The organism is Corynebacterium drakensteinense (genome assembly GCF_041224285.1).
Classification (GTDB): Bacteria; Actinomycetota; Actinomycetes; order Mycobacteriales; family Mycobacteriaceae; genus Corynebacterium.
Genome location: NZ_JAXOFP010000001.1, coordinates 150,467 through 177,411, shown reverse-complemented (window position 1 = coordinate 177,411; position 26,945 = coordinate 150,467). Strand labels below are relative to the sequence as shown.

General features: G+C 55.7%; 28 protein-coding genes and 1 tRNA gene. 12 read left to right on the top strand and 17 right to left on the bottom strand.

The genetic code is table 11. The features are described 5' to 3' along the window. Positions 1-9: 9 nt before the first annotated feature. Positions 10-699 carry a hypothetical protein gene (locus tag U1140_RS00825; RefSeq protein ID WP_369845537.1) on the top strand — a complete coding sequence of 230 codons (690 nt, stop codon included), beginning with the start codon at positions 10-12 and terminating at the stop codon, positions 697-699. Positions 700-712: 13 nt separating this feature from the next. Continuing rightward, complete coding sequence (locus U1140_RS00820) at positions 713-2,656, top strand: serine-rich family protein (protein ID WP_369845536.1); 1,944 nt, start codon at positions 713-715, stop codon at positions 2,654-2,656. A 117-nt stretch (positions 2,657-2,773) separates the two neighbouring features. Here the strand turns inward: U1140_RS00820 and U1140_RS00815 are convergent, their stop codons facing one another. The 3 genes from U1140_RS00815 to U1140_RS00805 are packed head-to-tail and all read right to left on the bottom strand — an operon-like array spanning position 2,774 to position 5,527. Continuing rightward, on the bottom strand, positions 2,774-3,697 hold the full coding sequence (locus tag U1140_RS00815) for a hypothetical protein (RefSeq protein ID WP_369845535.1): 924 nt from the start codon (positions 3,695-3,697) through the stop codon (positions 2,774-2,776). 23 nt (positions 3,698-3,720) lie between these two features. Then, a complete protein-coding gene (locus tag U1140_RS00810; protein ID WP_369845534.1) occupies positions 3,721-4,887 on the bottom strand; it encodes a hypothetical protein in 1,167 nt (388 codons plus the stop codon). A 19-nt stretch (positions 4,888-4,906) separates the two neighbouring features. Continuing rightward, positions 4,907-5,527, bottom strand: coding sequence for a GntR family transcriptional regulator (locus U1140_RS00805; protein ID WP_369845533.1), 621 nt, complete (start codon positions 5,525-5,527; stop codon positions 4,907-4,909). Positions 5,528-5,725: 198 nt separating this feature from the next. On the opposite strand from U1140_RS00805, the gene U1140_RS00800 reads away from it, so the two are divergent. The 4 genes from U1140_RS00800 to U1140_RS00785 all read left to right on the top strand — a co-directional run bounded on the left by U1140_RS00800 (position 5,726) and on the right by U1140_RS00785 (position 9,350). Further along, positions 5,726-7,003, top strand: a complete 1,278-nt coding sequence (locus U1140_RS00800; protein WP_369845532.1) for an NRAMP family divalent metal transporter — start codon at positions 5,726-5,728, stop codon at positions 7,001-7,003. An 81-nt stretch (positions 7,004-7,084) separates the two neighbouring features. Further along, on the top strand, positions 7,085-7,858 hold the full coding sequence (locus U1140_RS00795) for a 5-oxoprolinase subunit PxpA (RefSeq protein ID WP_369845531.1): 774 nt from the start codon (positions 7,085-7,087) through the stop codon (positions 7,856-7,858). Then, positions 7,852-8,478 (top strand): 5-oxoprolinase subunit B family protein, encoded by a 627-nt coding sequence (locus U1140_RS00790; RefSeq protein WP_369845530.1) that lies wholly within the window; start codon positions 7,852-7,854, stop codon positions 8,476-8,478. Before U1140_RS00795 ends, U1140_RS00790 begins: the two co-directional genes overlap by 7 nt. Then, positions 8,472-9,350, top strand: coding sequence for a 5-oxoprolinase subunit C family protein (locus U1140_RS00785; protein ID WP_369845529.1), 879 nt, complete (start codon positions 8,472-8,474; stop codon positions 9,348-9,350). Before U1140_RS00790 ends, U1140_RS00785 begins: the two co-directional genes overlap by 7 nt. A 6-nt stretch (positions 9,351-9,356) precedes the next feature. On the opposite strand, the gene U1140_RS00780 is transcribed toward U1140_RS00785, so the two are convergent. From U1140_RS00780 to U1140_RS00770, 3 genes are all read right to left on the bottom strand, one after another. Beyond that, positions 9,357-9,884: a GNAT family N-acetyltransferase gene (locus U1140_RS00780; protein WP_369845528.1), complete on the bottom strand. Its 528-nt coding sequence runs from the start codon at positions 9,882-9,884 to the stop codon at positions 9,357-9,359. A gap of 235 nt (positions 9,885-10,119) precedes the next feature. Further along, positions 10,120-11,427 carry an amino acid permease gene (locus tag U1140_RS00775; RefSeq protein WP_369845527.1) on the bottom strand — a complete coding sequence of 436 codons (1,308 nt, stop codon included), beginning with the start codon at positions 11,425-11,427 and terminating at the stop codon, positions 10,120-10,122. Positions 11,428-11,636: 209 nt separating this feature from the next. Beyond that, positions 11,637-12,494 carry a type 2 periplasmic-binding domain-containing protein gene (locus U1140_RS00770; RefSeq protein ID WP_369845526.1) on the bottom strand — a complete coding sequence of 286 codons (858 nt, stop codon included), beginning with the start codon at positions 12,492-12,494 and terminating at the stop codon, positions 11,637-11,639. Positions 12,495-12,561: 67 nt separating this feature from the next. On the opposite strand from U1140_RS00770, the gene U1140_RS00765 reads away from it, so the two are divergent. Both U1140_RS00765 and U1140_RS00760 read left to right on the top strand, forming a co-directional pair. Continuing rightward, positions 12,562-12,924, top strand: coding sequence for a PH domain-containing protein (locus U1140_RS00765; protein ID WP_369845525.1), 363 nt, complete (start codon positions 12,562-12,564; stop codon positions 12,922-12,924). 132 nt (positions 12,925-13,056) lie between these two features. Beyond that, a complete protein-coding gene (locus U1140_RS00760; protein WP_306515759.1) occupies positions 13,057-13,404 on the top strand; it encodes a DUF5997 family protein in 348 nt (115 codons plus the stop codon). A 44-nt stretch (positions 13,405-13,448) separates the two neighbouring features. Here U1140_RS00760 and U1140_RS00755 read toward each other — a convergent pair whose 3' ends face one another. The 3 genes from U1140_RS00755 to glyA form a co-directional block, all read right to left on the bottom strand. Then, on the bottom strand, positions 13,449-14,246 hold the full coding sequence (locus U1140_RS00755; RefSeq protein WP_369845524.1) for an aminotransferase class IV: 798 nt from the start codon (positions 14,244-14,246) through the stop codon (positions 13,449-13,451). A 294-nt stretch (positions 14,247-14,540) separates the two neighbouring features. Continuing rightward, a complete protein-coding gene (locus U1140_RS00750; RefSeq protein ID WP_369845523.1) occupies positions 14,541-16,721 on the bottom strand; it encodes a chorismate-binding protein in 2,181 nt (726 codons plus the stop codon). Continuing rightward, positions 16,722-17,990 carry a serine hydroxymethyltransferase gene (gene glyA / locus U1140_RS00745; protein WP_306515744.1) on the bottom strand — a complete coding sequence of 423 codons (1,269 nt, stop codon included), beginning with the start codon at positions 17,988-17,990 and terminating at the stop codon, positions 16,722-16,724. 81 nt (positions 17,991-18,071) lie between these two features. Between glyA and coaA the strand changes: the two genes are divergently transcribed. Continuing rightward, on the top strand, positions 18,072-18,986 hold the full coding sequence (gene coaA / locus U1140_RS00740) for a type I pantothenate kinase (protein WP_369845522.1): 915 nt from the start codon (positions 18,072-18,074) through the stop codon (positions 18,984-18,986). 110 nt (positions 18,987-19,096) lie between these two features. Here the strand turns inward: coaA and U1140_RS00735 are convergent, their stop codons facing one another. The 3 genes from U1140_RS00735 to mca are packed head-to-tail and all read right to left on the bottom strand — an operon-like array spanning position 19,097 to position 21,065. After that, positions 19,097-19,864, bottom strand: a complete 768-nt coding sequence (locus U1140_RS00735) for an isoprenyl transferase (protein ID WP_369845521.1) — start codon at positions 19,862-19,864, stop codon at positions 19,097-19,099. A 2-nt stretch (positions 19,865-19,866) separates the two neighbouring features. After that, positions 19,867-20,199 (bottom strand): hypothetical protein, encoded by a 333-nt coding sequence (locus tag U1140_RS00730; protein ID WP_369845520.1) that lies wholly within the window; start codon positions 20,197-20,199, stop codon positions 19,867-19,869. Beyond that, positions 20,199-21,065, bottom strand: a complete 867-nt coding sequence (gene mca / locus U1140_RS00725) for a mycothiol conjugate amidase Mca (RefSeq protein ID WP_369845519.1) — start codon at positions 21,063-21,065, stop codon at positions 20,199-20,201. Before mca ends, U1140_RS00730 begins: the two co-directional genes overlap by 1 nt. A 161-nt stretch (positions 21,066-21,226) precedes the next feature. On the opposite strand from mca, the gene U1140_RS00720 reads away from it, so the two are divergent. From U1140_RS00720 to U1140_RS00710, 3 genes are all read left to right on the top strand, one after another. Next, positions 21,227-21,664, top strand: a complete 438-nt coding sequence (locus U1140_RS00720; protein WP_369845518.1) for a DUF4307 domain-containing protein — start codon at positions 21,227-21,229, stop codon at positions 21,662-21,664. A gap of 127 nt (positions 21,665-21,791) precedes the next feature. Further along, a complete protein-coding gene (gene greA, locus U1140_RS00715) occupies positions 21,792-22,316 on the top strand; it encodes a transcription elongation factor GreA (RefSeq protein ID WP_369845517.1) in 525 nt (174 codons plus the stop codon). 13 nt (positions 22,317-22,329) lie between these two features. Further along, positions 22,330-23,007 (top strand): hypothetical protein, encoded by a 678-nt coding sequence (locus tag U1140_RS00710; RefSeq protein ID WP_369845516.1) that lies wholly within the window; start codon positions 22,330-22,332, stop codon positions 23,005-23,007. Between the two features lie 214 nt (positions 23,008-23,221). Here U1140_RS00710 and U1140_RS00705 read toward each other — a convergent pair whose 3' ends face one another. The 5 genes from U1140_RS00705 to U1140_RS00685 all read right to left on the bottom strand — a co-directional run bounded on the left by U1140_RS00705 (position 23,222) and on the right by U1140_RS00685 (position 26,863). Next, entirely contained in the window at positions 23,222-24,064 is an 843-nt protein-coding gene (locus tag U1140_RS00705; RefSeq protein ID WP_369845515.1) for a Bax inhibitor-1/YccA family protein, read from the bottom strand. Positions 24,065-24,307: 243 nt separating this feature from the next. Beyond that, positions 24,308-24,381 (bottom strand) — tRNA-Leu (locus U1140_RS00700). A gap of 148 nt (positions 24,382-24,529) precedes the next feature. Next, entirely contained in the window at positions 24,530-25,510 is a 981-nt protein-coding gene (locus U1140_RS00695) for a Ppx/GppA phosphatase family protein (RefSeq protein WP_369845514.1), read from the bottom strand. A gap of 72 nt (positions 25,511-25,582) precedes the next feature. Continuing rightward, positions 25,583-26,218: a DUF501 domain-containing protein gene (locus U1140_RS00690; protein WP_369845513.1), complete on the bottom strand. Its 636-nt coding sequence runs from the start codon at positions 26,216-26,218 to the stop codon at positions 25,583-25,585. A gap of 51 nt (positions 26,219-26,269) precedes the next feature. Next, positions 26,270-26,863, bottom strand: a complete 594-nt coding sequence (locus tag U1140_RS00685; protein ID WP_369845512.1) for a septum formation initiator family protein — start codon at positions 26,861-26,863, stop codon at positions 26,270-26,272. Positions 26,864-26,945 lie beyond the last annotated feature (82 nt).

Here is a 26,945-nt window from a genome sequence, read left to right as displayed (position 1 = left end):
GGAAAACAGATGCGCTGGTTTAGGGCTAGCTCTGCACTGGCACTATCGAGCATTTTGCTAATCAGCTGTAGTACGCCAGAGCAAACCTCCACAGCAGGTACCGCAACTTCTGACGAACCCTTAGAACCAATCGGGGGTACAAGCGCAGGTACGGGAACTTCACAAGAAAAAGCTGGCAACAGAAATAAAGAAAATTCAAGTCATGAACCAATTTCGGACGTCGAATTCGAAGACTGGGTCCCGGAAATCGGACCTGCAGATATTTTTGATCCGGATTTTCAAGTATTCGACATCTGCGGAACCATACCCGAGTCGCTGGTAACCGAAGCCGGTTTGTATGATTCCGACGCATCGGTTGGAACTTTTCTTGGAAGCCGCTATACGGATTGTTATTACGCAATAGCTCCCGCAAGCCAAAATATAGTAGAGCAGCATCCGTTAGAAGGAAGCATTCGTATCTCAGCCGACGCCAGTACAAGAGAAAACTTTGAAGAAAGTGGCCTGCTAACAAAACCAATAGACCACGCACGCATTCCTGATATTCATTTCCATGGTGTTCCTAATAGCTTCGAATGCACTGTCGGCATCGAAACTAGAGAAGGCCGGATAAACATAGGGTACGACGAAATTCGAAGCAAGTCCTTCGACACGAACTGCGAGATCGCATATCACTTCTTTTCACAATTGCTAACAAAATAAACAGGGGGTAATTATGAGCTTGGAAATTTCCATTGATTCACTAGAATCTTCGCGTAATCATCTCAACCGGCTAGCTGACACAGCAGACAGAATCGAGCGGCGCAGCAGATTAAATCATTTAAATCAGGCCTTTTCGCAAATACCTGGACTTGGGTTCCTTGCTGCAGAACATGGCCGTACGCTTGCAGGAAACCCTGGCTCAGCGGCAGAGGAGTTTGCGGCGTTATCCAGCAAAATCCATTGGGCCGCTAACAATCTGCACACACTTGCCGAGGCAGTCTATGAGCAAGATGGAGAATTGGCTCGCAGCCTCGACAACATGCAGGCAGGCCATGCAGGCAGCAATACTCAATTCTTTACTGCAGCCGAGCCGAACGATAAAGCTGCGCCAGTCGTTATCAACAATCCTGTGATTGGCTATGTTCCTAGTATTAATCTGCTAGCCAGCTATTTCGATGGGACACTAGATTCTGCAGCTCATCACGACGCCGAGCTGTGGCAGCAGATCGGGAATACCGCAACAGATATCTCAAATGCACTCGAGGACATCGCCTCGGAACTTGAAACTAATAACTACGGCGCAGCAATCTCGGGTGGGGCTCACAAGTTACGGAGTTTCGCAGAAAGCGGACGAGTACTGCATGCGAATTCCCAAGTCATGCACGGCACCATCAACAACTTGATCAGTGCCGTCGAAAGCACCCGCAAAGCGACAAAAGTTGTGCAAGCGTCAGTGACCATGAATCTGACCCCGGGAGCGAGCGAAACTGTCGAAGCCAATTATTTAGCTGCCTTCCCAGCTCATTTTAGTGCCGCACTGCAAGCTGCCGTACCACGGCTATCCGGGCTCACTATCCCTCAACCTGAGGCTAGTGGTGGCGCTAATCAAGCTGTTGGTAGTGCGCATTCCGCATCTGGCGCTGACCAAGCGCGTGCTCAATTCCAACTTCCACGCGATGTGCAACAAGTAATCGGTGACTATGGAACCAACCAAGCATCGTTTGCTGCTGCAGACGAGGGCACCGCGTCGTTAGCAAATGTCGGAAATGCAGAAGGTCACACCGCAGCTGCGAGCCACAATGCGGCTCTCGACAGAACCTCCGCCACGCTCGGCTCACAACCAACGACTGCGTCAGCGCTGAATTCCCCACAACCTGGAATCAACCATGCAGCACCGGGAACCATAAACTCTCCATCTCAACTACCATCTGGATTAAACGGGGCGCCGGCTTCCGTATCGCCAAATATTTCACCGAACACAGGAGCCTCACGCGTCCTCGGCGCAGGCAACTCGATCAATGCGATCAACACGGCTGCTTCTCAGCGTGCACATGCGCCTGCCCCTGGTAATTCCACGGCACCAGGCGTATTTGGTGGCCAGCCACATGGTCTTTCACCAGGTGCTGGCAATCTTGGAGCGAGCAACAATTCTTCGCCGGGGGCTAACAGCACAGCACGCGGTGCAATCAACAACTCTGCACCACTGGGAACAGGCATCCGCGCCATTGGATCAGCTGGTCTGCCTTCCGCTGGGCCCCTGGGTTCGAGCCATGGTGAAAATCTCACTACCCGTCCGATCGGAACTGGTGGCCCAGCGCCCAGTGCCGGCAACTCTGGAAACCCCGGCGGATCTGGACCCGGGACAAGCAACGGCGGTCACAACAATGCCGGGCAACACGGTTCACAAGGATCACACAGTAATCAGCAGACATCAGGTCACGGATCTGGCAATTCCGCAGGGAATTCATCGCGTGCTCACTCTGCTCACACAGGACGAGGCATGATACCAATGATGGGGGGAGCTGGACAAACGGGGCAAGGCATGCAAGCAGGCAGCAAGAAGACTCGGACTAAAGCAGTAACGACCGCAGTCGAGCGTGAAGGTAATCAAAAAGCGCTACTCGGCCAGCGCCGCCCAGTCGTTCCCGGCGTCATCGGTGCGTGGGTTCGCGAATAACTCGAGTCCACGATTGTTACGGTCCTTGGGAACAGAAACGACTAAACGACTGCACCTGGAACCAAACCCCACACAGCAGGGTTCCTGCAATCGTCCGGTTAGGTTGCGTCAATCCGGTTAGGTTCCTTTAATCCGGGCGAGCAGGTAATCCGTCGGGTACAGCATATAACTGTTCTCCGTAACATCCGAGATCGTGTGCACGGAGCCATCCACAGCGACGTGCAGGCGTGGCGAGATTCCCCGCGCATCGGTGGAAAACAACGTGAGCGCCGCGCCCGCCATCGTCGCCATGCCGTCGGCAAGATCATTGCCGTAGGTTACAGGCCGAAAGAGCAACATATCCGGCTGTGGAACAGCAAATAATATTCCCGCGCTGAAATCCTCACCAGGGATGAACCGTTGCACGCACCAATCTACGAACAACGGCGCAGAACTCCAATGCGGGTTCGAACTACGTAGCACATAGGCATATTCTCCGCCCGGGCCACTACGACGGCGTTGCACATCTACCTCAGCGGTATCTAGAGCTTCGAATAAATTGCGCCGGGCAATCCCCAAAATCGTTTGGATATCATCGTCAATCTCCCGAACCTTAAAAGCAGGAAGACGCAAATAACTCCCAGCACTGCCAACCACCAGGTAGCGTGCCAAATCAAAGCTGTAACTCCCCCATTCACCCCCGCGTTTAGCATCCAAGTGCAAAAATGCACCGCGGTAGAGCTCGGCCAAGCTAAGGCCACGCGCTACGGTGTCAGTCTCGCTGCGAATAATCTTTGCGACGAACTCATCAACACTTGCAGCACGCGGCTCACCAGCAGCAATCTTTTCCAGCAGCGGTGAGATCTCTCTACTGGTTTCATGTCCTTCGCGCCATCGCAGATGAATCTTCTGCCCAGTCGCACGCATACTAATCCCCGCAGCGCTGAACGTCGTAAAGAGTTCGGCTTCCAACGCCTTGGCTTCGCCCGCGGGCAATCCCCAGTTCTTACGCCCGCGAGCGGGCAGATTTTTCAGTTGCGGATTTCTCCTTTTCGGCCACATGATCTACCGCCGGTACATCGAAACTAAGTATCTCGGCGTCGATCATCGCCAGTGCTGCCGCCACCATAGTCGCCATCTGCACCACGTCCGGAGGCATCGCTGTCGTCATCATCGACATCATCAATCGCTGCCGGAGTATCAGGCAATTCAAAATCTTCCGGCAATGGTGGCAATTCGCCCGATTCCCACACCCCACCACCAGCTTCAATGGCAGCCTGCGGGTCAAACCCACCTTTGATCAGCTGGTTCATGATGTGGGCATTGGGTGCAATTTCAATCTGATGGCTACCCGGTGTCCAATTGGAAATTGTGGTGATTTCGCCGTCGTCGTAAACATGCACGAGCGGCGAGACTGTGGATTCTGCGCTATCCGCGATTTGTGCAGCCACCGGGGCCATTCGCGAGATCCCTTCCAACAAATCCGTGCCCTCCGTTATTTCGCGCACCAACAACAAGTGCCGGGTCGGCATGGAAAATAGCAGTCCATTAGTGGTATCAATTTCCGGGGCCCACATGTCAACGAATTCTTCTAGCAGCAACGGCGCTGAGCCGAGATAATGCGAACTCGATTCAAACGTCCATGCTGATGCACCCGGGGATTCATCAGGCCCATTGTGAAACTGCACGTCGACGTCACTGGTGCGCAGCTCTTCGCGCAAGTTCGTCCGTGCAGCACGCTCTAGCGCATCAATGTCGTCGATCTCAGAGAGTTTTTCTAAAGCTATGGTCTGAATCGACGACGCGGTATCGACGGCGATCGTCGCTGAAGTGTCGTTGGTGAACCCGAACAACGTCGCAGCGTCTACTACTCGTTGCTCTTCAGCGCTCAAATCACGCGTCGAGACCAAACGTAAACGTAGTCGCGAGTAAAACGCGGCAGTATCCAGCTGGTCAACGTACGTATCGTTGTCCAGACCCGACATAAAATTAGCCGTTAAATTAGGGATTGCTTTCGGGTGCTGCGAGCTCGCTACTTGGTGCACCAAATCATCCAATCGCACCGACATCCGGCCCCGGCGCGGATGCTCGATCGTAGCTACCATTCCATCGAAGCGAACCGATGCCCCCTCGGCTGCCAGCTGGCGCCGCAGAGACGAACGCAATTGGTCAGCATCTTTGCGGCTCAAGCTAGGAAACGACGGGTCCGGCTGCCGCAACAGGCGGTTTTGGCGATAGCGTCGGAACATCATGCACCTAGTGTAACGGCAACTAGGATTCCAGGCGTTCCAGCACGTGTTGTTGCGCGGTATCCAGCAATTTTCGCAGTGCACACACGGCGTCGTCACGTTGTTTGTTGCGCAACAGCTCGATGATTTCTTCGTTTCGGGAGATAAACGGTTCGTGAATATCGCGCTGTGCGAGCGATAAGAAGGCGATGCGCGCTTGGGCGATGACGGGCCGAATATCTTCCACCAAACGATCGACGCCCGCCAAGGCCACCAATTCCAAGTGCACCTGGGCATTCAAGCTACCTACCACGTGCCAATCGTCATGCTCGGCTGCACGACGCGCTTCAGTGATGATTGTGTACAAGCTCGACAAATCAATCGCATCGAGATCAGCTTCTGCTACTGCGGCACATTCGACGATACGGCGATACGTGTAGATTTCGTTGATGGCATCGGCATTCAACTTTCGAACAAACACTCCCCGGTTCGGAATGTGAATGACTAGGCCGTCGTTGGCGAGGAAACGAAATGCCTCGCGTAAAGAGTTTCGCGAGCACTCTAATTGCTGGGCGAGGCGGGTTTCGGGCAAACGTTGGCCGGGGCGCAGTTCGCCTCGCGTTATGCGCTGTGTGATCTCGCGCGCCAAGGAATCAGCAATCATACGTACTAATTCTATCTACGGAATTATCCCAGGCAACTCGATACTTTGTTCACACACCACACCACCCAGAAATCATCTTTTCGTGAGTTAACGCACATTTATGTTATCGTTGTTCAACAATCACATAATTATCCGTTCTTCCCCACCTTCGTTGGCAATGCACAGCGCAAAGCCGCATCTCACGACAAGGACGCACACATGTCATCATCCTCCAACGCTGCAGCCGCTGGTTCTCACCAGGGCAATAAAGCGCCACAGCCAAGCCTGAAGCAAGCCGCGGCCACTGCTTCGACCCGCAGCATTTTGATGGGCGCTATCTTTTTGATGGCAACCTCAGCCATCGGCCCGGGCTTCCTCACCCAAACGGCGGTGTTCACCAACCAACTTGCTGCCGCATTTGGCTTTGCCATCCTGGTCTCGATCATTATTGATATCGCCGTACAGATGAACGTCTGGCGCGTAATCGGTATTTCCGGTCTGCGCGCTCAAGAGCTCGGTAACACCGTCTTTCCCGGTCTGGGCTATTTACTGACCGCACTGATCGCCATCGGTGGGTTCGTGTTCAACATCGGAAATATCGCCGGTGGCGGTTTAGGCCTTAACGCCTTGCTCGGCATCGACGCAAAAATTGGTGGACTGATCACCGCTGGTATCGCCATCATCATTTTCTTGTTCCAACGCCTCGGTGCCGCACTCGACAAAATCCTCGTCGGACTTGGCATCCTCATGTTCGCATTGACGATCTACGTTGCCTTCGTCTCCCAACCGCCCGTCGGTGAAGCACTGACGCAAACAGTGTGGCCAGACACCATCGACTGGGTAATCGTCACCACGCTGGTTGGCGGCACCGTCGGCGGCTACATCACTTACGCTGGCGCGCACCGCATGCTAGATTCCGGCACCACCGGCCCAGAAAACGTCAAGGCTGTGACCCGCGCGTCTGTAACAGCCATCGTCCTCACCGGTGTCATGCGCTTCGTGCTATTCCTTGCAATTCTGGGTGTGGTCGCAGGTGGTGTCGTTCTCAACATCGACGACAACCCTGCTGCTGAAGCATTCCAAGCCGCCGCCGGTGATTTCGGAATGCGTGCGTTCGGTGCAGTCCTGTTCGCTGCTGCATTGTCCTCGGTCATCGGTGCCTCCTATACCTCGGCGACGTTTATCATCCCGAAGAAAGACCACCTGCGGAAAACACAAAACATCGTCACGATCATCTTCATCGTGGCTTCGGCAACCACCTTCGGATTCGTCGGCTCGGCCCCGGCTGCCCTGTTGGTTTTCGCTGGCGCCTTCAACGGTCTGGTTCTGCCGGTTGGCTTTACGATGATCATCTACGTCGCCATTTTCCGCCAAAAAGACCTGCTGTTCGGTTACAACTACCCGCGCTGGCTGATCGCTTTGGGCTCTATCGGTGTCGCAATCGCCTGGTTCTTGGCCATACGTTCCTTTGGCGGCGTTTGGGATTTCGTATTCTAATTCTTGACGCCACACCCCTGCCCCACACACCTTCACAGCACAACGCCGCACAACCTTCAACCTAGTCAGGAGATGACAACGATGAGCACCGCGCCTGATACACCTGCACTGCACATCGACCTCAACAGCGATCTCGGTGAAAGCTTCGGCAACTGGACCATGGGCAACGACAACGCCGTGCTCGATCTGGTCAGTTCCGCAAATATCGCGTGCGGATTTCACGCTGGCGATCCGAAAGTCCTTCTCGACACGGTCAAGGCAGCATATGAGCGTGACGTGCGCATAGGTGCACACATCGGCTACCGCGACCTTCCAGGATTCGGGCGACGCTTTATCAACTACGACGCCGATGAACTCCTCGCCGAAACCGTCTACCAACTTGGCGCTATCAAAGCCGCCGCAGCAGTCGTCGGTGCAGAAGTCAGTTACGTCAAGCCACATGGTGCCCTTTACAACCGCATGGCGACGGATAATTATCAGGCCGAGGCCGTCATTGGCGGAATCCTGGCTGTAGATCCGCAACTCAAGCTCATGGCGATGTCGGGTACCCCGGTCGTCGGAGAAGCCCGAGCTGCCGGGTTGGAGGTCATCGAAGAAACCTTCGCTGACCGTGCGTATACCGACGAAGGACGTTTGGTCTCTCGACGCGAACCTGGCGCTGTCCACGAAGACATCGATACCGCCGTCGCACAGGCTGTCGCGATTGCTACCGGAAATTCTTTTACTTCGATCAACGGCAACCCGGTGCAGGTCGCTGGCCAATCGATTTGTGTTCACGGCGATAGCCGCAAAGCACTAGAAATGGTCGAAGCAATCATCGCTGCACTGCAAAAGGAGGGCATCGCTATATGCTAATCCCCTATGGTGACCGTGGGTTACTCGTCGATTTCAGCAAGCACTCCGACCCGCTCGGTCAGGTGCTTGCCTACCAGGCTCAGCTCCAGCAGGAAAATCTCAATGCTGTCGTCGACCTCATCCCCGCAGCGCAAACATTGTTGGTCGTTTTCGACCGCGATCCCAGCGAGACCATCTTGCCCGAGTTCAACGCCGCGGATGCAACAAACACAAACGGTCAATCACACACCATCGCGGTCACCTACGACGGCGCGGATTTAGCCGAGCTTGCCGACGATTTGCAGATCAGCACCCACGAGTTAATCACCGCCCACACCGAAACCACCTGGACCGCTGCGTTCGCTGGTTTTGCCCCGGGATTTTTGTACCTGCGCCCAGACCAAGACAGCCCACATGCGCGGATCTTCGCCGAGATTCCCCGGCGCAGCCAACCACGCACCTCAATTCCAGCAGGCTCTGTTGGTTTAGCCGGTGGCTTCTCCGCAGTCTACCCACAAAGTTCCCCAGGTGGATGGCAGCTGATCGGCAAAACTGACGAGCAGATGTGGGATCTCGACCGAGACCAGCCTGCACTGCTACACCCCGGCGATACCGTGCGATTCCAGGAGAAGACATGCTAAAAGTTCTCGAGACCGGCCCACACGCTCTGTTTCAAGATCTCGGCCGCAACGGGTATTCAGGTTTAGGCGTCGGCCCCTCCGGCGCGTTCGATCGCGGCTCAGCCCGGCGTGCTAATCGCATGGTGGGTAATGATGACAACGCACCTGTTGTCGAGATCCTGTTCGGCGGGTTCCAGGTGCAGGCCGAAACTGCGCTGCGCTTGGTCTTTACCGGCACTGATGCCGACGTTTTCGTCGACAAGCGTCGGATGCGCACCCACACGGTGCTTGATGTTCGCGCTGGCCAGACGGTGCGCTTGGAGGTAGGCACCGGATTGCGCGCCTACCTCGCTGTTGCGGGCGGTTTCGACATCTCGCCGGTATTGGGTTCGGTCGCCACCGATACGCTGTCGGGCATCGGGCCTGCCCCTATCGCTGCCAACGATTGCTTGCCGACGAAAGCCCACCAGGACCAGAGCGACGTCCACTCCCCCAGCCAGCCGCCGCACGCCAAACATCTACCCGCGCCGTTTGTGCCACAACAGCGCGAAGTCCTCGACGTCGTTGTCGGACCACGAGAAGATTGGTTCGAAGATGTTTCCGAGCTGTTCAACCAGCAATTCGAGGTCTCAGCAGAATCTGATCGCGTCGGGGTGAACCTGCAAGCGGCACGCCCACTGCGGCGTGCCGCTGATGGCGAGCTCGCCTCCGAAGGGGCATTACGCGGAGCACTGCAGGTTCCGCCGAGCGGGCACCCAGTAGCTTTCGGTGCGGACCATCCCATCACCGGCGGATATCCCGTTATTGGGGTTTTGACCACCGAGTCCGTCGACAAGATGGCACAACTAAGCCCCGGAACGATTGTGACGTTCCGGGGCGTCGACAAGCACTAAGTGCGCCTATTTTTCGTCTGGTTTCGCCAGTAGCTTCTCCCACACATCGGTATCGCGCCATTCCCCGGCGCGCTCACCGTACGTCATCTTTGCCATGTGGCTGAATGTTCCGACTTTTTCATAGCCGCGAGATTCATGCAGCTTCGCTGAGCCTTCGTTTTCCGGAAAGATCCACGCGTGGAGCGCCCACTTGTGCAGCTGCTCTGCAACCTCAATCAATTTGTCGAGCAGCGCACCAGAAATGCCGCGTCCTTGCGCATCCGGATGCAGGTAAATGGAATCTTCCAACACACCATGAAATGCCGGGCGGTGGCTGGCAGGTGCACCCGAGACCCATCCCAAAATCTTGGAATCATTATCTTTTTCGACAGCGACGAACACCGTTTCCATGACTTTCAAACGGGTAAATTGCTCCCACGTCGGTGCTTCAGTTTCGTAGGTCGCGTGGCCGGTTTCTAGGCCCAGTTCATAGATATCCCTGACCTGTGGGTAGTCATCAGGCCGGATTGGGCGCAGGTTGAAATCATCGGACATTGCTGTTGATCCTCTCGTAACGGGTTCGAGGTAACTGGTACGACTCGCAGCAATGCGTGAAGTACATTCATTATTATCACCAGGTTCTTTCGCTCCAGCGGAGCCGAATTTCGCCTGGTTTTCTTGTCTGACAAGGCCCCAATTTACACCCCTGGTGCTTATTGCCGCCGTATTTTCATGCAACCGCAGCGCAATGGAACAATTGCCACCGTATGCGCACCGCACAGCTAGCCGTCTAAGCTAGCGAGAACAAATCCAGCACGGTGGTGATGATGATGAGGATGCCAGCACCAAAGACGAAGTAGTTCGACCAGATCCCGCGGAATTGTTCGTAGCGCTCGTGCTTGCGGAACAGCAACAGCGGCATGATGTAGACGGTCAGCGCCACAAAAATTCCGCCGACAATGGAAATTAACTCCAGCACTGATGGGTTGACGACGGAGACAATAACCGCGGTGATGAACACGAAGAGGTAAGTCATCACGTTAATCTGCCGGTCATTGAATTTCTTTGCGGTTTCCGGGGCGATGCGACGGAAAAGGTATTTGGTACCTTCCTCTGTTCCGAGCATGTGGCCGAAATAGGACGAGATAATCGCGCACATCACCACCAGTGGCGAAATATAAGCCATAAACTGCGTGCCGGTGATATTCGCGAAATAAGACAGCACCGGAATATTTTGCTCAGCTGCATCAGTGATGCCGTCTTTGCCCATCGCCAGCACACACGACCACACAAAAAACATCGTGAAAAAGACCAGCATGGCCGCGGTGATCCGTCCGACCCTTGAGACGTATTTTTCTGCTGCCACCCCATGGCGTTTCTGCATATCGAGTGAGAACTGAGAAATTGCCGCCTCATGCGCAAAGGAAAATATGAGCACCGGCATGATTAAGAACAAGCCTTTGATGAACGGCCAGACGGAAAATTCTGTCGAACTATAAAAAGAATTGAAATCCCACAACGGGATGAGATAAATCGAGGTCGCAGCCAATGCGATAATCAGCGGGTACACCAGCGCATTCGACAGCCACAACATGGGACGGCGCCCCAAGGCGAAAGCACCCGTCAATACACCAACGCAGATGATCGATAGCAGCCAGCGGTTGAGATCTGGGCCATTCAGTTGGTTGACGACGAAGCTATCTACGGTATTAGTCACCGAGATCGCGTAAATGAGCACAACGGGATAAATCGCCATCCAATACGCAATGGCCACCACGGTGCCTGGGGTTTTACCCATGAATTGCGAGACGATTTCCAGTACGTCTTTACCGGGCACCGGCGATGCGCTGATAACGCGCGAAAACATCCGGTGAGCATAAAACACCAGCGGAGCGATCACGATAGTACCGGCCAATAGCGGCCAAAAGCCGAAACTTCCGGCATCCATCGGCAAAAACAAAATGCCAGCGCCGACGGCGGTACCGAAGAGCGTGATGACCCACGCGAATGGGTGCCCCGCCGAACGCTGTTCTTCGTGTGCAGCTGCGGAAGTGCCGTCAGTTGCCTCGTGCTCAGATATATCAGAGCTTGTTGTCATGCGGCATCACCGTTTCACCGTGGTTTTGACGGTAGAGGCCACGTCGTTGCAAATTACACAATAAACGCGGCCCCAAACCGAGGTTATATTCCCTATAATATAACCCACATCACACTGCTCAGCAATGTGTGTCACAACAATAAAAGTTAACGTGCCGCCAAAGCTCGCACTTCATACGGTGAAGGCTGTTGCGCTTAACGACGTTTGCGCTAACGGCGACGCTTCTTCTTCCGTGGTCCGCCGCCAGCTTTACCACGTGCCCCGCTGCCTTTCCCGTGCGTTCCGGTTCCTTTGCCGCGCGCACCACCTCCAGTTTTTCCAACCGGCGCTTTCGCTCCTCCAGTTTTGCTGCCAGCATTGCCGCGCGTGTCTTTCACCGCGCGGTGCCGCGTTGATCCCGACTTGCGCCCCTTGGCGATCCCAACGAAATCCTGAATTGCATCCCCGTCGTCAGAAACCTTCCATACCAGCGCGATCTCGGTTTCCGGGGCAGTGAACACACCACCGTCACGATCGACAACTTCACCACCAACATAGGGCACTACGCTGATCTGCTTTTTCGACAGCAACTTCAACAACGGCAGCGGCCCAATAGCAACCCCAACATTGGCCGCAACCACCTGCAATGCCTCGCGGAGCTTGTCGACGTCAATCGGGCCATCGTGTGCTGCCACGAAGTTAATGATCTCGCCCTCGATATCTGCTGCTTCCACGGCTTCGCCAACCTCGGCGTACACACTATCTTTCGGCACCGCGATCCCGCATTGTTCGGTGTATAGCTTGACGACGTGGAACTGCCTGCCGATTGCAGCTTCATCAACTCGTTTATCCGGCAGCCGCATCAGCGCGAGATCCGCAGTAGCCCCACTAACCCCATCCTCACCGACTCCAGCCTCGTGATCGGTCTCATGATCAGCACCGTCGGGGCCGTCGGGACCGGAGCCGTCGTCAAGCGCTGTAAAAGGATCATCGACCGCCACCGCGTCCAACCCATGTGGCGTGTCACGTTGGAATCGCTGGAACCATTTTCCCGGTTCAGTGCCAGTAGCGAATGCGAGGTGCAACATGCAGGCCATGCTACCGCGCCTGGCATATTAGAAGAGAACCCCAATACTCTGAGCGGAAGGAAACCCCATGGAATTTAAAGCGATTGCCGAGTGGACGTTATTCGAAGAAACCCCCATCCCGGACGATGTCTATCCACTGCTGACCAACGGCGAACATGCACACGTCGCTTTTAAAACGTTCCGGGACAGCGCGATTTTCACCAACAAGCGGTTGATCGTCCGTGATTCACAAGGATTACGCGGCAAGAAGATCGAGATGTACTCGCTGCCGTATTCTGCCATCAATATGTGGTCCACGGAAAACGCCGGCACGCTGGACTTCAATGCTGAAATCGAATTGTGGACGCGCGCTGGGCATATCAAAATCAAAATCGGACGCAAGCTGGATGTGCGTGCGATCGACAAACTCATCGGCGACTGTGTGCTGTAAATGCGTCTCGTGTTGTAGGGTGCAGGTGTGAATCAAAGCAATAATTCTGCCGCACAAGCTGATCAGAACAACGCTGACCAGAGTGATGCCACTGTCCGTGGTGCCGACGCCGCTGCCCCTTCCAGCACTGCAATGAAGCCGCAAACAGCGGCCAAGAAGCTCGGCATCCATCTGCCGGCATGCCCACCCGAGTTCCAGAATGGTGGTATCAGCCATGCCCAGCTGCGTTCGCTGCAGCACGAGCCACCACAGTGGTTGCAACAGTTGCGCCTGGAAGGCCCTCATCCGCGCGCTGAAGTTGCCCGCAAGTTAGGAATTTCCGTCAATGCTGTCAAGACTCACCTGGACAAGGCGTTGACCACCGCGGAGATCAAAGAGCTGTTGCAAAACCAGCCGGAGTGGTTATCTAAAGCTCGCACCCAGCTTGCCGAATCCCGCAAGGAAGGCGCACGAGCCGACGGCGATAACGCTGCTGACTAACTGCCGCATGCACGTGGTGGCTAGCTCCCCCACGCGCATGGTGGCTAGCTAGCAGCCTCCCACAAAGCCTGATTGATTGGTGCGGGATCGGGGGCGGGAGCCGCAGGCCGACGCCCAGCATCGGTGCGCCACGCGGTCAAGCGTGTCCAGCCGTGCAGTGAGCTTCCCACCCACGCCGGGGTCTGCAAGGCTTCTGCCAGGCTCAACACCCCGCGATGGACCTGCCACCCAGCATCGTGGAGGATGCTCACACTGCTGTTTGCCGTCACCGATGCTAAAACCTGAGCTTGTTCCGGCGGCAGCAGCGCAATTTTGTCTTCCGCTGCTACATGGTCAGCTTCACCGGCTGTATCTGTCGCACCACCTGCGTTTTCGCCTGCCGCGGTGTCCGCACCGGCGGCAGCAGATTTTGCTACCCAGCCCGGGAAAAACATGATCGAGGCATTCGCTGCCTCAAGCACCTTCCCGTTGCGGTGGAGTACCGCATCATCAGCCCCCGCAGCTCGGGCACGCTCACGCAGCTGCTGCAGGTAATCATAATCAGGACCTTTCACCCGCGGCTGCACACGTCCATCTTGTTCGGATGGGATATACAACTCGGTGGTGCTCCGCAGTGCTGGCGGGTGGCGCAGCTGCCAACGAAGCCGCCCTTCGGCGCCTGCCTCGATTTTCGGGAAATACGTTCCCTCGTCCGGTAGCTCATCACGCACGCGCAGCAAAAAAGCTTCGATATCCCATTGGTCGAAACCCGCTTCGCGAGCACCAAGGCTAAAGCGGTATTCGTGGGCTTCACGGCCAATCACGCGACCGTCTTTAATGAGGTAAGAATCCAGGATCTTCATTGTTTGCCCAATTATGCCAGGGTTGTAAAAACGCCAAGAACCAGCGCATCATAAACGTGATTATAGATTGTGCAGTCGCGGTTCCGGCGCGCATCCTGCCTGATTACAACAACGCTGTTTATTGCGTCCGCTTTGGCAACTTCGCACCCTTAGCAAGGTGTTCTGCCAGACCATCCTGGATCAACGTTGCCGACACCGTCGTCGATAGCATCAGCCAGCACTGGCTGCGGATAAGTCTTGTGCGGCCAGGCCCGGTACTAACAAAACTCGTTTATACTAACCGCACAACACAAGTTAGGCAAGGGTATCCAACCAACCATGCAATGGTCTGGCCTTCACCTGCGTCTCGGTATATTCGTCTGCCGGATCCGACAAAGAGACGATCGCCCCGCCCACGCCATAGGTCACCTGGTCTGCTTCAAAGATCATCGTGCGTATCGTCATCGACAAATCCACCGCCCCATTGAATGAAAAATAACCAAAGGCACCGGAATACGCCCCGCGATGGCCCCCCTCGAGACGATCAATGATCTCCAACGTGCGTTTTTTCGGAGCACCCGTCATCGAACCAGCAGGAAATAGCGACCGCACCGCAGCAACCGGACTCACCTTAGCCAACCGCGCAGACACGGTGCTGACCAGCTGGTGCACACTCGGGAACGATTCCACGTCCCATAATTTCGAGACCTCCACTGAGCCCGGCACCGCGACCGCATTCATATCGTGGCGCACCAAATCCACGATCATGAGATTTTCCGCGCGATCTTTTTCTGCCGTTCGGAGATCCTCACGCAAGGCCACATCTTCTGTGGCACTCGCGCCCCGCGGGCGAGTACCTTTGATAGGTTTGCTTGTCACTTCCCCGTTGGCAATACGCACGAAGCATTCCGGGCTTGTCGACGCTAATCCGAAATCAGCAAACTCCAGCAATCCTGCGCGCCGGGAAGCATGATTTTTCCGCAGATACGTGAATGCATCCTTCGCCTTGTGCCCGGAAATCGGCAACGTCAAACGGTTGGTCAGACAAATTTCATAAGACTCACCAGCAGCAATGAGCTCTTGTGATTCCTCGATCAGCTGCAGGTATTCCGCGCGCGAATGTAGTTGCTGCGGGGAAACTGCCTGCCGGGTATCCGAGACCGTCTCCACGTCAACCTCGGACTGCTGCGATGCAGCAGGAGCGGTGCTAGCCTGTGCAGACATGTGATCGTGCGTTTTCTGCACGGCTGCGAGCACGCAACCCACCCACTCCTGCTGCAGCGCTGCTGAGTGAGCATCCTCGCAGAGCACGACCACGTGGCACTCGTCGTCGGCAAGGATGATTGCCCGATCCGCCAGCAGCAATTGTGCATCCGAGAAATCGTCCCGGGCGTGGGGTGCGGAATACCCACAGTCTGCCTTCAACTCATAGCCCAGATAACCCACAAGGCCCAGGCTAAATTCGCAGCTGGCCACCGGCGGTTGCAGACCAGAATAACGCTGCAGCATACGCTCAAGCGTGGTGAACACTGACTCTTGGTGTTTGACGTGCTCAGTAGGCCTCGCAGCCTGGTGATCTGTCGACGACTGCGCTGCGTTCCCGCCTCCAGCAGAGCGGAATACCTCGACTGTCCCGCGTGTCACCGATGCTTTGATGTGCCTGGCCAATGGGCCAGAATCATCGCCGATGCAGATAGCACCGGAACCATCCTCGATCCACCAGCGCTGCCCGCGCAAAAGCTCGTACGCACGCATTGGCTCGGCGCATAATCCAGGCGCCGGAATCGAGCGAACAAGCAACCACGGGGCGGTATTCATCTCCGCGTGCTGGTGCGTGCTGCCACCAGGTTCTCCCCTACCGCTGGCGGTGGTCAGTTCAGCTGTGCCAGCGGCCGCGACGGCAAGCTGCAAGAAATTACGTACAAGAGCCATGCCGTGCTCATCGGCAATGGATTCTGGGTGAAACTGCACGCCCCACCACGGCTTGTGCTTATGCTCCAGCCCCATGACCAAGTCATCCGCATCGGCGGTACGGGCGGTGACTCGAAAGCATTCCGGAACGGGTCTATCTTCATCATCCGCTACTACCAACGAGTGATAGCGCACCACCTGATAATCCAGGTCAATGCCGGAAAATAGCCCGGTACCGTCATGGCTAATCCGGCTACGTCGTCCGTGGAACGGCTCCGGCGCACGCACAATCGCCCCGCCTTCGGCCCAGGCCATCGCTTGTTGGCCGAGACAGACCCCTAGCACCGGAAGCCCTGTTTCCAGCGCAGCTGCAGAATGTCCCAGGTCTTGCGGGTTTTCCGGCGTGCCCGGGCCCGGGGAGATAATCACCGCACCAAATCCGCGCCGTGCTACGAACGCGGCAAAATCCAACCCGTCAAGGTCAGCATCATTGGCGATAACTTCGACCTCATGGCCAGCAATGCGTACATAGCTGGCCAGGTTATTGGTAAACGAGTCGTGGTTATCAACCAGGACAACGCGCAATTAGACCATCTTCCAGTCTTCCAGGCCCTCATACAGTGGGAAATCCTGGGTCAACTTCTCGACGCGGGAACGCAGCTGTGCAACGTCGTTACCCAGCAATGCCTGCGCAATGATGTCAGCGGTTTCTTCAAATGCCTGCTGATCGAAACCACGGGTAGCAAGGGCCGAAGCACCGATACGTAGACCAGAGGTCACCATCGGCGGACGCGGATCATTCGGCACCGCGTTGCGGTTGACGGTGATACCAACCTCGTGCAGACGATCTTCTGCCTGCTGGCCATCCAGCTCCGAATTGCGCAGATCAGCCAAAACCAAGTGGGTGTCAGTGCCACCGGTCAACACAGAAATGCCGGAATCTTGGCAATCCTGCGCGGTCAGGCGTTCAGCCAGAATGCGTGCACCGTCGATCGTGCGCTGCTGGCGTTCGCGGAATTCCTCCGTAGCAGCCACCTTGAATGACACGGCCTTGGCAGCAACAGCATGCATCAATGGACCACCCTGCTGGCCTGGGAAGACCGCGGAGTTGATCTGCTTGGCGTAATCCTGCTTAGCCAAGATGATGCCGGAACGTGGCCCACCCAGGGTCTTGTGCACGGTCGACGAAACAATATCAGAGTGTGGAACTGGTGATGGGTACAGATCTGCGGCTACCAGACCAGCGAAATGCGCCATGTCAGTCCACAAGTAGGCACCAACCTCATCAGCAATTGAGCGGAAGGCTTCGAAGTCCAAACGACGCGAGTATGCGGACCAGCCAGCGATAATGACCTGTGGTTTTTCCGCCAGCGCCTGCTCACGCACCTTATCCATGTCAATACGGTGGGTGGTTGGGTCAACCTCATACGCGGCAACCTCGTACAGTTTGCCGGAGAAGTTCAACTTCATGCCGTGAGTCAGGTGACCACCGTGTGCCAAAGAAAGGCCCATGATCTTATCGCCTGGCTTGATCAGCGAAGCCAATACGGCAGCATTGGCCTGCGCACCAGAGTGCGGCTGCACGTTGGCGAATTCTGCACCAAACAGATCTTTGGCGCGCTGGCGTGCCAGATCTTCAATGATGTCAACGTGCTCACAACCACCGTAGTAACGGCGGCCCGGGTAGCCCTCGGCGTACTTGTTGGTCAGCACCGAACCTTGTGCCTGCAACACCGCACGTGGCACGAAGTTTTCCGAGGCAATCATTTCCAAGGTTCCACGTTGACGGGAGATCTCTCCGTCGATCGCAGCAGCTACCTCTGGGTCAAACTCAGACAGCGGGGATTCAAACATCAAAGCGGGCCTTTCTGCACGCAGGTGGTGATAATGATGCTTATAACCATAACACCCAGCACTAATGAGACAATACCTACTATGACTACCAGCCCCTACCTGGATTTTTCCCGTGAACATTGGCGTAACCTGCGTAAATCAGTGCCACAATTGCTCACGGAGGCAGAGGTCACCGAACTCGCCGGCATCGGGGAAAACATTGACCTCGACGAGGTAGCAGAAATCTACCTCCCGCTGGCTCGTTTGCTGCATTTTCAGATCGAAGCCCACCGGAGGGTCAACGATGCCACGCAGCAATTCTTGGGGCACCCACCGCAGAAAGTCCCTTTCATCATCGCGGTGGCGGGTTCGGTAGCCGTCGGCAAGTCCACCACTGCCCGTCTACTCCAGGTGCTGTTGCAGAAATGGGATAAACACCAACGGGTCGACCTGGTGCCGACCGACGGGTTCTTGTTGCCCACCGCAGAACTGAAAAAGCGTGGGCTGATGAAGCGCAAAGGGTTTCCGGAATCCTACGATCAACGCGCGTTGCTGCGTTTTGTCACCGAGGTAAAATCGGGCGCACCCGAAGCGCACGCGCCAGTGTATTCCCACACCGCATACGATATTTTGCCCGGTGAAGTGCAGCGCATTCGGCAGCCCGATATCTTGATTATCGAAGGTCTCAACGTCTTACAAACGGGCCGGACGCTCATGGTGTCAGATCTCGTGGATTTTTCGGTCTACGTCGATGCGCATGTCGACGATATCGAAAACTGGTATATCGAACGCTTTTTGAAACTACGTCGCACCGCCTTCCGCGAGCCTGGCGCACACTTCGCGCATTTCGCCGACCTCGAAGAAACCACGGCACGCGCCGAAGCTCGCGAAATCTGGCAGTCCATCAACTTGCCCAACCTCGTGGAAAATATCTTGCCCACGCGGGTGCGCGCCTCTCTAGTGCTGCGGAAAAACCACGACCATCTCGTCGAAAAGATCCGGCTGCGCAAGCTTTAGAGCCTAAACTATCGCGGCTCACTCGCACCTGACCCCGCTACTAAGCACCCAACCCACTACGAATCACCCAGCATGCTTCCGGGCACACCAATTGCCCCGGGGGCTGCCGGCTACTTCCCAAAACGCCGGGAACGCTGCGAAAACTCCCGCAGCGCCCGGAAGAAGTCAATCTTGCGGAAAGCCGGCCAATACGTATCGGTAAACCAAATTTCCGAATACGCAGCCTGCCACAGCAAAAACCCGGATAGCCGCTGCTCGCCAGAGGTACGAATCACCAAATCTGGGTCTGGCAAGCCCTTGGTATACAAATGATGCGAAATTGAATCTGCAGTGACCGCCTCGGCGATCTCGGCTGCGCTCAGCCCCTTTGCAGCTTCTGCGCGGATGAGTTTTTGCACCGCATCCACGATTTCTTGCCGCCCCCCATAGCCAACCGCAACGTTGACGATGACACCGCTATTGGATCTCGTGGTCGCAGCGGCTTCCTCCATGCGCCGGGCAACCTCCACCGGCAACAGATCGAGGTGGCCGACCAAGCGCACCTGGCAATCCATATCACCCTGGGAAAGCTGGACGACGACATCAGTGATGATGTCAAACAGCAGCTCAAGCTCTTCCGGTGCGCGGCGCAAATTCTCCGTTGACAGCAAGTAGCAGGTTACGACCTTGACTTCAGTCTCCGCGCACCACGACACCAATTCCGCGATCTTATTCGCTCCGCGGCGGTGGCCTTGGCTGATATCAGTAAACCCAGCCTCGCGTGCCCACCGACGGTTTCCATCGGCCATGATCGCGACATGCTGTGGCTGCGGGCGCCCACGCAGGCTGCGCCGGATACGCGCCTCGTAAAATGGGTATACCAACTCGCGAAACTTCATCGCTACCGCCTGTCGTGCACGCCAGCTTCGCGCATAGCTGCATCTACAGCTTGCTGATCAAAAGGGTCGAGACCATGGTCTTCAGCAAAAGCACGACGACGTCGAAACTTCGATTGACGACGGTGAAACGACCAGCCTAAAACCATAATCGCCACCACCAGCGCAACAATCACCAACAAACCAATCGGCGAAGCTTTACCAAATTCTGGTCCCATCGGGCCGTCATTAACCTGATTTTGCGCCCACACCAGCGCCTCGCCTGCTCCCTGGCTAGCTCGGGCAGCGGTATGCGTTAACGATTCTTGCAGCGCGGTCGACAGATATGTCGCTTGCATCAGTTGGCTCCCTCCAGTCCGGCAAACAAATCAGTTTCCGGAAGTTTCGTTTCTACCCGGCTGCGAGCAAGTTCGTATTCTTCGGTCGGCCACAATTCCTGTTGCGTGGCAACATCCGTCGCCATGAATGCTCCGGCCGGGTCAATCTGCGTGGCATGTGCACGCAGGGCAGCCTCTCGGTGGGAAAAATAATCGCTACATTCAACCGTCGTGGTAATGCGCGACATGATATCCGCCAAGTGCGGCTCCCAGCGCTGCATCATCGGGCCATACGGTGACGGCTTTCCTTTCTCCAACAGGCGGTTGTGGAACAGCTCCATGCGTCGGTAGACAAAACCATGGCTGTAATACAGCTTCAACGGCTCCCAGGCCGGGATCTCGGGCATGAACTCAGAATCGCCCGCCCGCTCCCAGGCGATCATGCTGATTTCATGCACTTTCAAATGATCCGGGTGCGGGTAGCCGCCGTTTTCGTCGTACGTCATGATCACGTGCGGGCGAAACTCCCGAATGATTTCTACCAACTCGCGTGCCACCTTCATGGAATCTTCCCGGGCGAAGCAGCCTTCAGGCAGCGGCGGTAGCGGGTCGCCTTGCGGCAGACCGGAATCGATATAGCCCATCCACCGGTGCTGGACGCCGAGAGCGCGCACGGACTCCGCCATTTCTTCATGGCGCACAGCCTGCATGTTTTCTTTGATTCCCGGTTTATCCATAGCCGGGTTAATAATGTCGCCGCGTTCACCACCAGTACAGGTGACGATCATGACATCGTGACCGTTGTGCGCATACATCGCGGTGGTAGCTGCGCCTTTTGATGCCTCATCATCCGGGTGGGCATGGATAGACAGCAACCGGTAATTCACATCGGTCCTTTCTCGGGTTCGAGTTCGTGGTCTAGTTCGCCGCTAAACTCGCGTTTGAATTCACGATTGAATTCACAGGCGAATTATTAGACGAGTTATTAGTCGAACTGATTATATTACCTAATTGTACTGGCTGATACGCCTGCCTTAAGATGCGAAGAATGAGCACTCCCACGCGCGCACGTTATGGCTCCAGCAGGCCGAAAAAGCCCGCCAGCAACCTCACCGGAAAAATCTTGGTTGCTGCATTGATCGCAATGCTCGCTCTTGGCTCGTGGGGGCTATTCCGCCTGTTCAACGCAGACTCCCCAGCCGCAGAAATCACGCTGCTAAGCCAAGAGTATCCCGACGACGACACGTTGCGAGTGTGGGTGGACATCACCCGCGAGGATCCGGCGGTTCCGGCATACTGCATCGTGCAAGCGTTCAACTACGACAAAGCTGAGGTCGGGCGCGTAGAAATCCCCATGGCTCCTGGAGAAAAACGCACAGAGCGCATCAGTGTCGATGTACCAGTGCGTGCAGGTGAAAAAGCCGTCGCCGGCGGCGTCTACGGTTGTTCTGGAACAATTCCAGCGCATCTCGACCTCGAAAGCTAAGACTCACACAGCCTGTTGTGCCACCACGGCAAAACCCTGCGAGCAAATGCGTTAAGATCTAGGCAGCATCGTCGCAAAGCAGCGAGCATTTACCTCGATGATCAACGAAGAAAGGTTTCACACCACCATGGCTGAAAACCAGAAGCAATACATTACGCCAGAAACCAAGGCGAAACTGGAAAAAGAACTGCAGGCGTTGATCGACCACCGCCCTGTCGTTGCCGCCGAAATTAATGAGCGCCGTGAAGAAGGCGACTTGAAAGAAAACGCCGGCTACGACGCTGCGCGTGAGATGCAGGACCAAGAAGAGGCCCGCATCAAGCACATTTCGGAGATTCTGGCCAACTCCACCACTGAGCGCACCGGCGTGAAAGAAGGCGTCGCCAACGTCGGTTCGGTTGTCCACGTGCATTACAACGAAGACCCAGAGAATAAAGAAACCTTCCTGATCGGTACTCGTGCTGCTGCCACAGACAACGAAAACTTGGAGACCTACTCGGAGCAATCTCCTTTGGGTGCGGCAATCTTGGGTGCAGAAGAAGGCGAAACCCGCCAGTATTCCGCTCCTAACGGCAATGTCATCAAGGTGACCATCGATTCGGCTACGCCTTATGATTCCGCGCTGTATGCCACCCCACGCGAAGAAAACTAAGAAGGATTTTCCTATGACTAACTACCGTAAATTCGCCGTGACCGGAGTTTCCGCTGCTGCTTTGGCTTTGGCTGCGTGCACCCCGCCCAACGAGAACCCATCGGATCAGAAAGTCGAAACCGGCTCTACGTTCGAGGCACCTCGCACGAGCGAATCGAACAGCACCGAAACCACCGAAACCGGCGTTGCTGGCACCACCGCAACTGACGGCACCGGGACCGATAGCACCGGCCAATCTGTACAAACCACGGAAACCGTCATCGGTGGCTCGGATTCCGAGCTGGACGACGACGAAGACGCTGAATTAGCCACGGCCTCTGGAGATTCTGCGACGGGTTCTTCAGGGGCCGTGAAAACCTCCTCCGCTAGCACCAGAGCCAACAGGGCGCAGAGCGCGAAACGCGTCGGTTTTATCAATTGCCTAGGCGCTCCTGAGCGCAAGCCCAGCTTTATCGTGCTCGACTGCGGTGATCCCACGCTGCGACTGGAAAAATTAGAGTGGGAATCTTGGGGTACCGATTCCGCGAAAGCAACCGCACAGCGTGTTCCTCAAAGCACCACAGGCTCGAAGAATTCACAAGACTCCTCACCACAAGGCACCGTCACTGTGACCTTGAGATCGCCAGTAGAATCCGCACAAGGTGTGGTTTTTTCTGAGATCTGGGTTGATAATCAATTGATCACGCCGTAGCTTTCGGCCGCTAGAGCTAGTCGATTTACCAGCACGAAAAACTCCGGTGAGCTTGTCATCAGCATCATATCGATGTTGACACGCGCACCGGAGTTTTCTGTACTTTCTGCTACCCCACTGCAGCTTTCTTAGCTGCTCTAGCGGGGTAACAACAATCTATAACGCCTAGCTACTCAGTGCTGTGCTGTTTCGCGCTGTGTTGTTTCTGCGTTATTTAGCGCTGCTGGAAATACGACAGCAGACGCAGGATCTCAGTGTAGAGCCAGACCAAGGTGACTGCCAGGCCTAATGCAACGCCCCACGCCATCTTCGATGGTGCACCAGCGCGGATCATACGGTCTGCGGCATCGAAGTCAGTCAAGAATGACGCAGCAGCCAGCCCGATGCACACCAGTGAGAAGATGATCGCCAGAATGCCACCGTCACGCAGCGGGTTGTTTCCGGTGATCATAGCCAGAACGAAGTTACCCAACATCAAAACGACAACGCCGATGATGCAGGAAGTCAGAATCTTGTTAAAGCGCGGGGTTACTTTAACCGCACCAGTTTTGTAGACGACAAGCATGCCCAAAAAGACGCCTACGGTGCCCAATACGGCTTGGCCGATGAGGCTGGCTGCATTTGCTTCACCGACGTACATGCCGGAAAAGATCATCGAAATGCCGCCGACGAAGAAGCCCTCGAATACGGCGTACAGCAGGGTCACAACTGGTGATCCCCACTTCTTGCCGAACGATGCAACCAAAACGGTGATAAACCCTGCGATGGCACCGCCGAGAGTAGCCATCATCGCAAGCTGTGGGTTCACCATGCCGATGCCAAAGTTGATGACGGCGAAGACGATGATGACACCAAGGGTAATACCAGTTTTAGTGACAACATCGTCGACGGTCATCGGACGGTCAGCCGCTTGCTGCTCACTCATCGGGGCGTAGCCACCCTGGCCGCCATAATTGTCGTAAGCGTTGTAATCCATCTGCTGTTGGAAACCGGCATTGTTGCCGTTGCCAGTAGCGCCAGCAGACACGTTGCTCATTACTGGATTGCTATTACGCACTGTAGAAATCCTGTGCCTTTCGTGTCATGGGTTGTACGTTGTTCTTGTACATCTCTCACCAAGTTTAACGACGGGCACGGCAAAATAGTTCCCAAGTAAGCAAATTATTTCGAACCCTTTTATTTTTTCCCGTTTATATTTTTAAGGCAGTCTTCCCGAATAATATCGAGGCAACTGCGGGATATGGGATGTGGCATTCTTTAGGCCTGCAGACCCTACATCCAGCGTTTCCGCTGGTCATTGTGCCCCCAGTCGGGCTCGAACCGACACTGTATGGATTTTAAGTCCACCGCCTCTGCCAATTGGGCTATGGGGGCATAACCGCGCCACCAGCAATTATCCATTGCTTCTGGCACGGAAAACTATCTTAGCACTTCATACCGTCGAGTACGCATATCAGCACCTCAGTTACCACTATCCCAGCAACAACGGCTGCGCAATTGCTATGCAGACGCCACTCACTTTTTAGGCCGGCAGCGTCCCCGCGAGCTTCCAGATCACACCATCAAGGATATCTTTTTCGCTAATGACAAATTCTCGTGCACCACTGCGTCGTTCGAGCATGTCCATGATTCCGCGGACCGCGACGGCACCACCGCCAAGGACATCGGCACGCCCAGCATGAATCACTGGGTTTTGTGCCCGCGTGGCCGCAGAAGCCGCAATCACTTGCTGCAACAGCACCCGCAGGGCAGCAAAGCGCAAAACGGAGCCATGGATCTGTTCAGGATCGTATTGCTCTAGCCCTTGTGCCAGGGCAGACAGCGTCGTAAAGGTTCCGGCACAGCCGACGACGGTGCGCGCCTGCTCAATGGGCACGAGTTTTTCTACTTCGCCCATGCGTTCGGCCACGAAGTCATCGGCAATTTCGACCTCGGTTTCACTCGGTGGGTCGCTGGGCATCATGCGTTCGGTAATACGCACGCACCCCATGGCTGCCGAGTGTGCGCCAAGGATTTCTTCGCCTTTGTTCGCAACGATGAACTCTGTCGATCCACCGCCAAGATCGATCACACAAAATGGGCCGGCGTCAGGGCTGAGATCTTGCACCGCGCCCAAAAAAGATAGTTCGGCTTCTTCGACGCCAGAAATAACTTCAGCCTGAACGCCGTCTTCGACTTCGCCTAGCAGTTCTGCGGTCATCGCGAAGAATTCCTCGCTGTTGTTCGCATCTCGCACCGCCGCAGTCGCCACCATGCGCACCTTTTCGACGTTTTCAAACTTCATGATGGCGACGTAATTGCTCAACGCCGCACGTGTCCGCTCGATCGCCTCGGGCGCCAATTCCCCGGTGGCATCGACGCTTTGACCTAAACGCACGATTTCCATACGGCGGGTGACTTCATTGGTGCTAAAGCCTGCAGAATTGTTGCTGGTGCGTGTGACATCGCTGATAAGCAATCGGATTGAGTTGGTACCACAGTCAACGGCTGCGATGCGGGTCATAGGATCCCCTTCGTCCTCGGTTTCGGTTGTGTGCTCGGCACTATTGCTCGGCACTATTACTAGGCTTCGTTATTAAGCGTTACTGAAATCGAACTCATCGAGGTCAATACCCAGCGCTTCACACGACGGCCAGTCCACAGGAATAGCAATACCGCGCAAGTTGCCGTGTTCTGCGGCCATAGCGACTGCTTCAGTGCCCAACCGGAAATGATCTGGACCTTTGGCCAGGGCATAAGCGATCAACACGTGCAGACATTTCACGCGCTCGGGCATGCCGCCGCCGGAAAAATCAGTGCCGAGGTCCGCCAGCTCGTTGCGTTCTGCCAGAAAAGATTCGTGTGCATTGCGATAATCGGCGGCAAGCTCTGCATCTTCTGCCAGGCGTGATTCCATCCACTTCATCACATGCGCGACTTCCAACCGAGAAGCCTCCGCGGTCAGGCGTGGATCAGTGAGATAAAACAGCGTCGGAAACGGGGTGCCATCGGGAAGCTTCGGCATGGTTTTAATCACCGCTGGCTGACCGTCTGGTGTGCGGTATGAAATCTCGACGACACCGCGTGGGCGGCGCCCCAATTGCTTTTCGACGATGTCAAGCTCAGTTGAATCGGGCTCAGTTGAATCGGGCTCAGTTGAAGCAAGCTCTCGTGATTCGAGTTCTCGAGAATCAAGCCCTCGAGAAGCAAGCTCAGAAGAAGATAGACTCATGCGCCCTATTCTGGCACGCGTGCCATGCCTGCGGGTAACTAAGTCTTAACTTTATGGAGCCGCCGGTGCATCCGGCACTTCGGGCGCAGGCTCACCATCGGGGTGTTCTCCCGCTGGCTCTTCCACCGGCTCAGCCGGCTGGGCAGGAGTTGCCGGTACAGGTGGTTCAGGCGGCTCGGTTATCGCGTCCCAGAGCACCTCATACCATGAACGGGCTTCTTCGTAATCTTGGCGCGAAGTTGTCACCGAGTCATTATTGGTTATGCGCGGATCAAGAATCCGGTAGGCAGTCTCGCCAGGTGCAACCAAACCAAATCGGCGGCGAGCTTGTTCACGCACAAAATCTTCGTCGTGATAGCGCTCGATTTCCTCGGAAAGCTGCTGTTTTTCGGCTTGCTTGGCCGCAATGGAATCTTCCAGACGAGCGATTTCCGCACGGCCTTCGTAGTAATTGCGCAAGGGTACGGCCACCGACACGAGAATCACCAGTACCACAGAAACCATCACGCCAATGCTGATCAGATCGAACCTCTGGTGCAGCCTGGCGCGCGGTCGCGGTGCGCGGTCGGCATTTCGTTGTGCGGTACGAGAAGATACGGGCACGGTAGTCCGTGTCCGCAGCGTAGATTTTTTACGCTCTGTCATAATCTCCTCGTCTAACCAGCGTCTTTTGTGCCTGTGGCCGCACTGCCGCAGTTAACCTGCAGCTGGCACACTACAACTACAA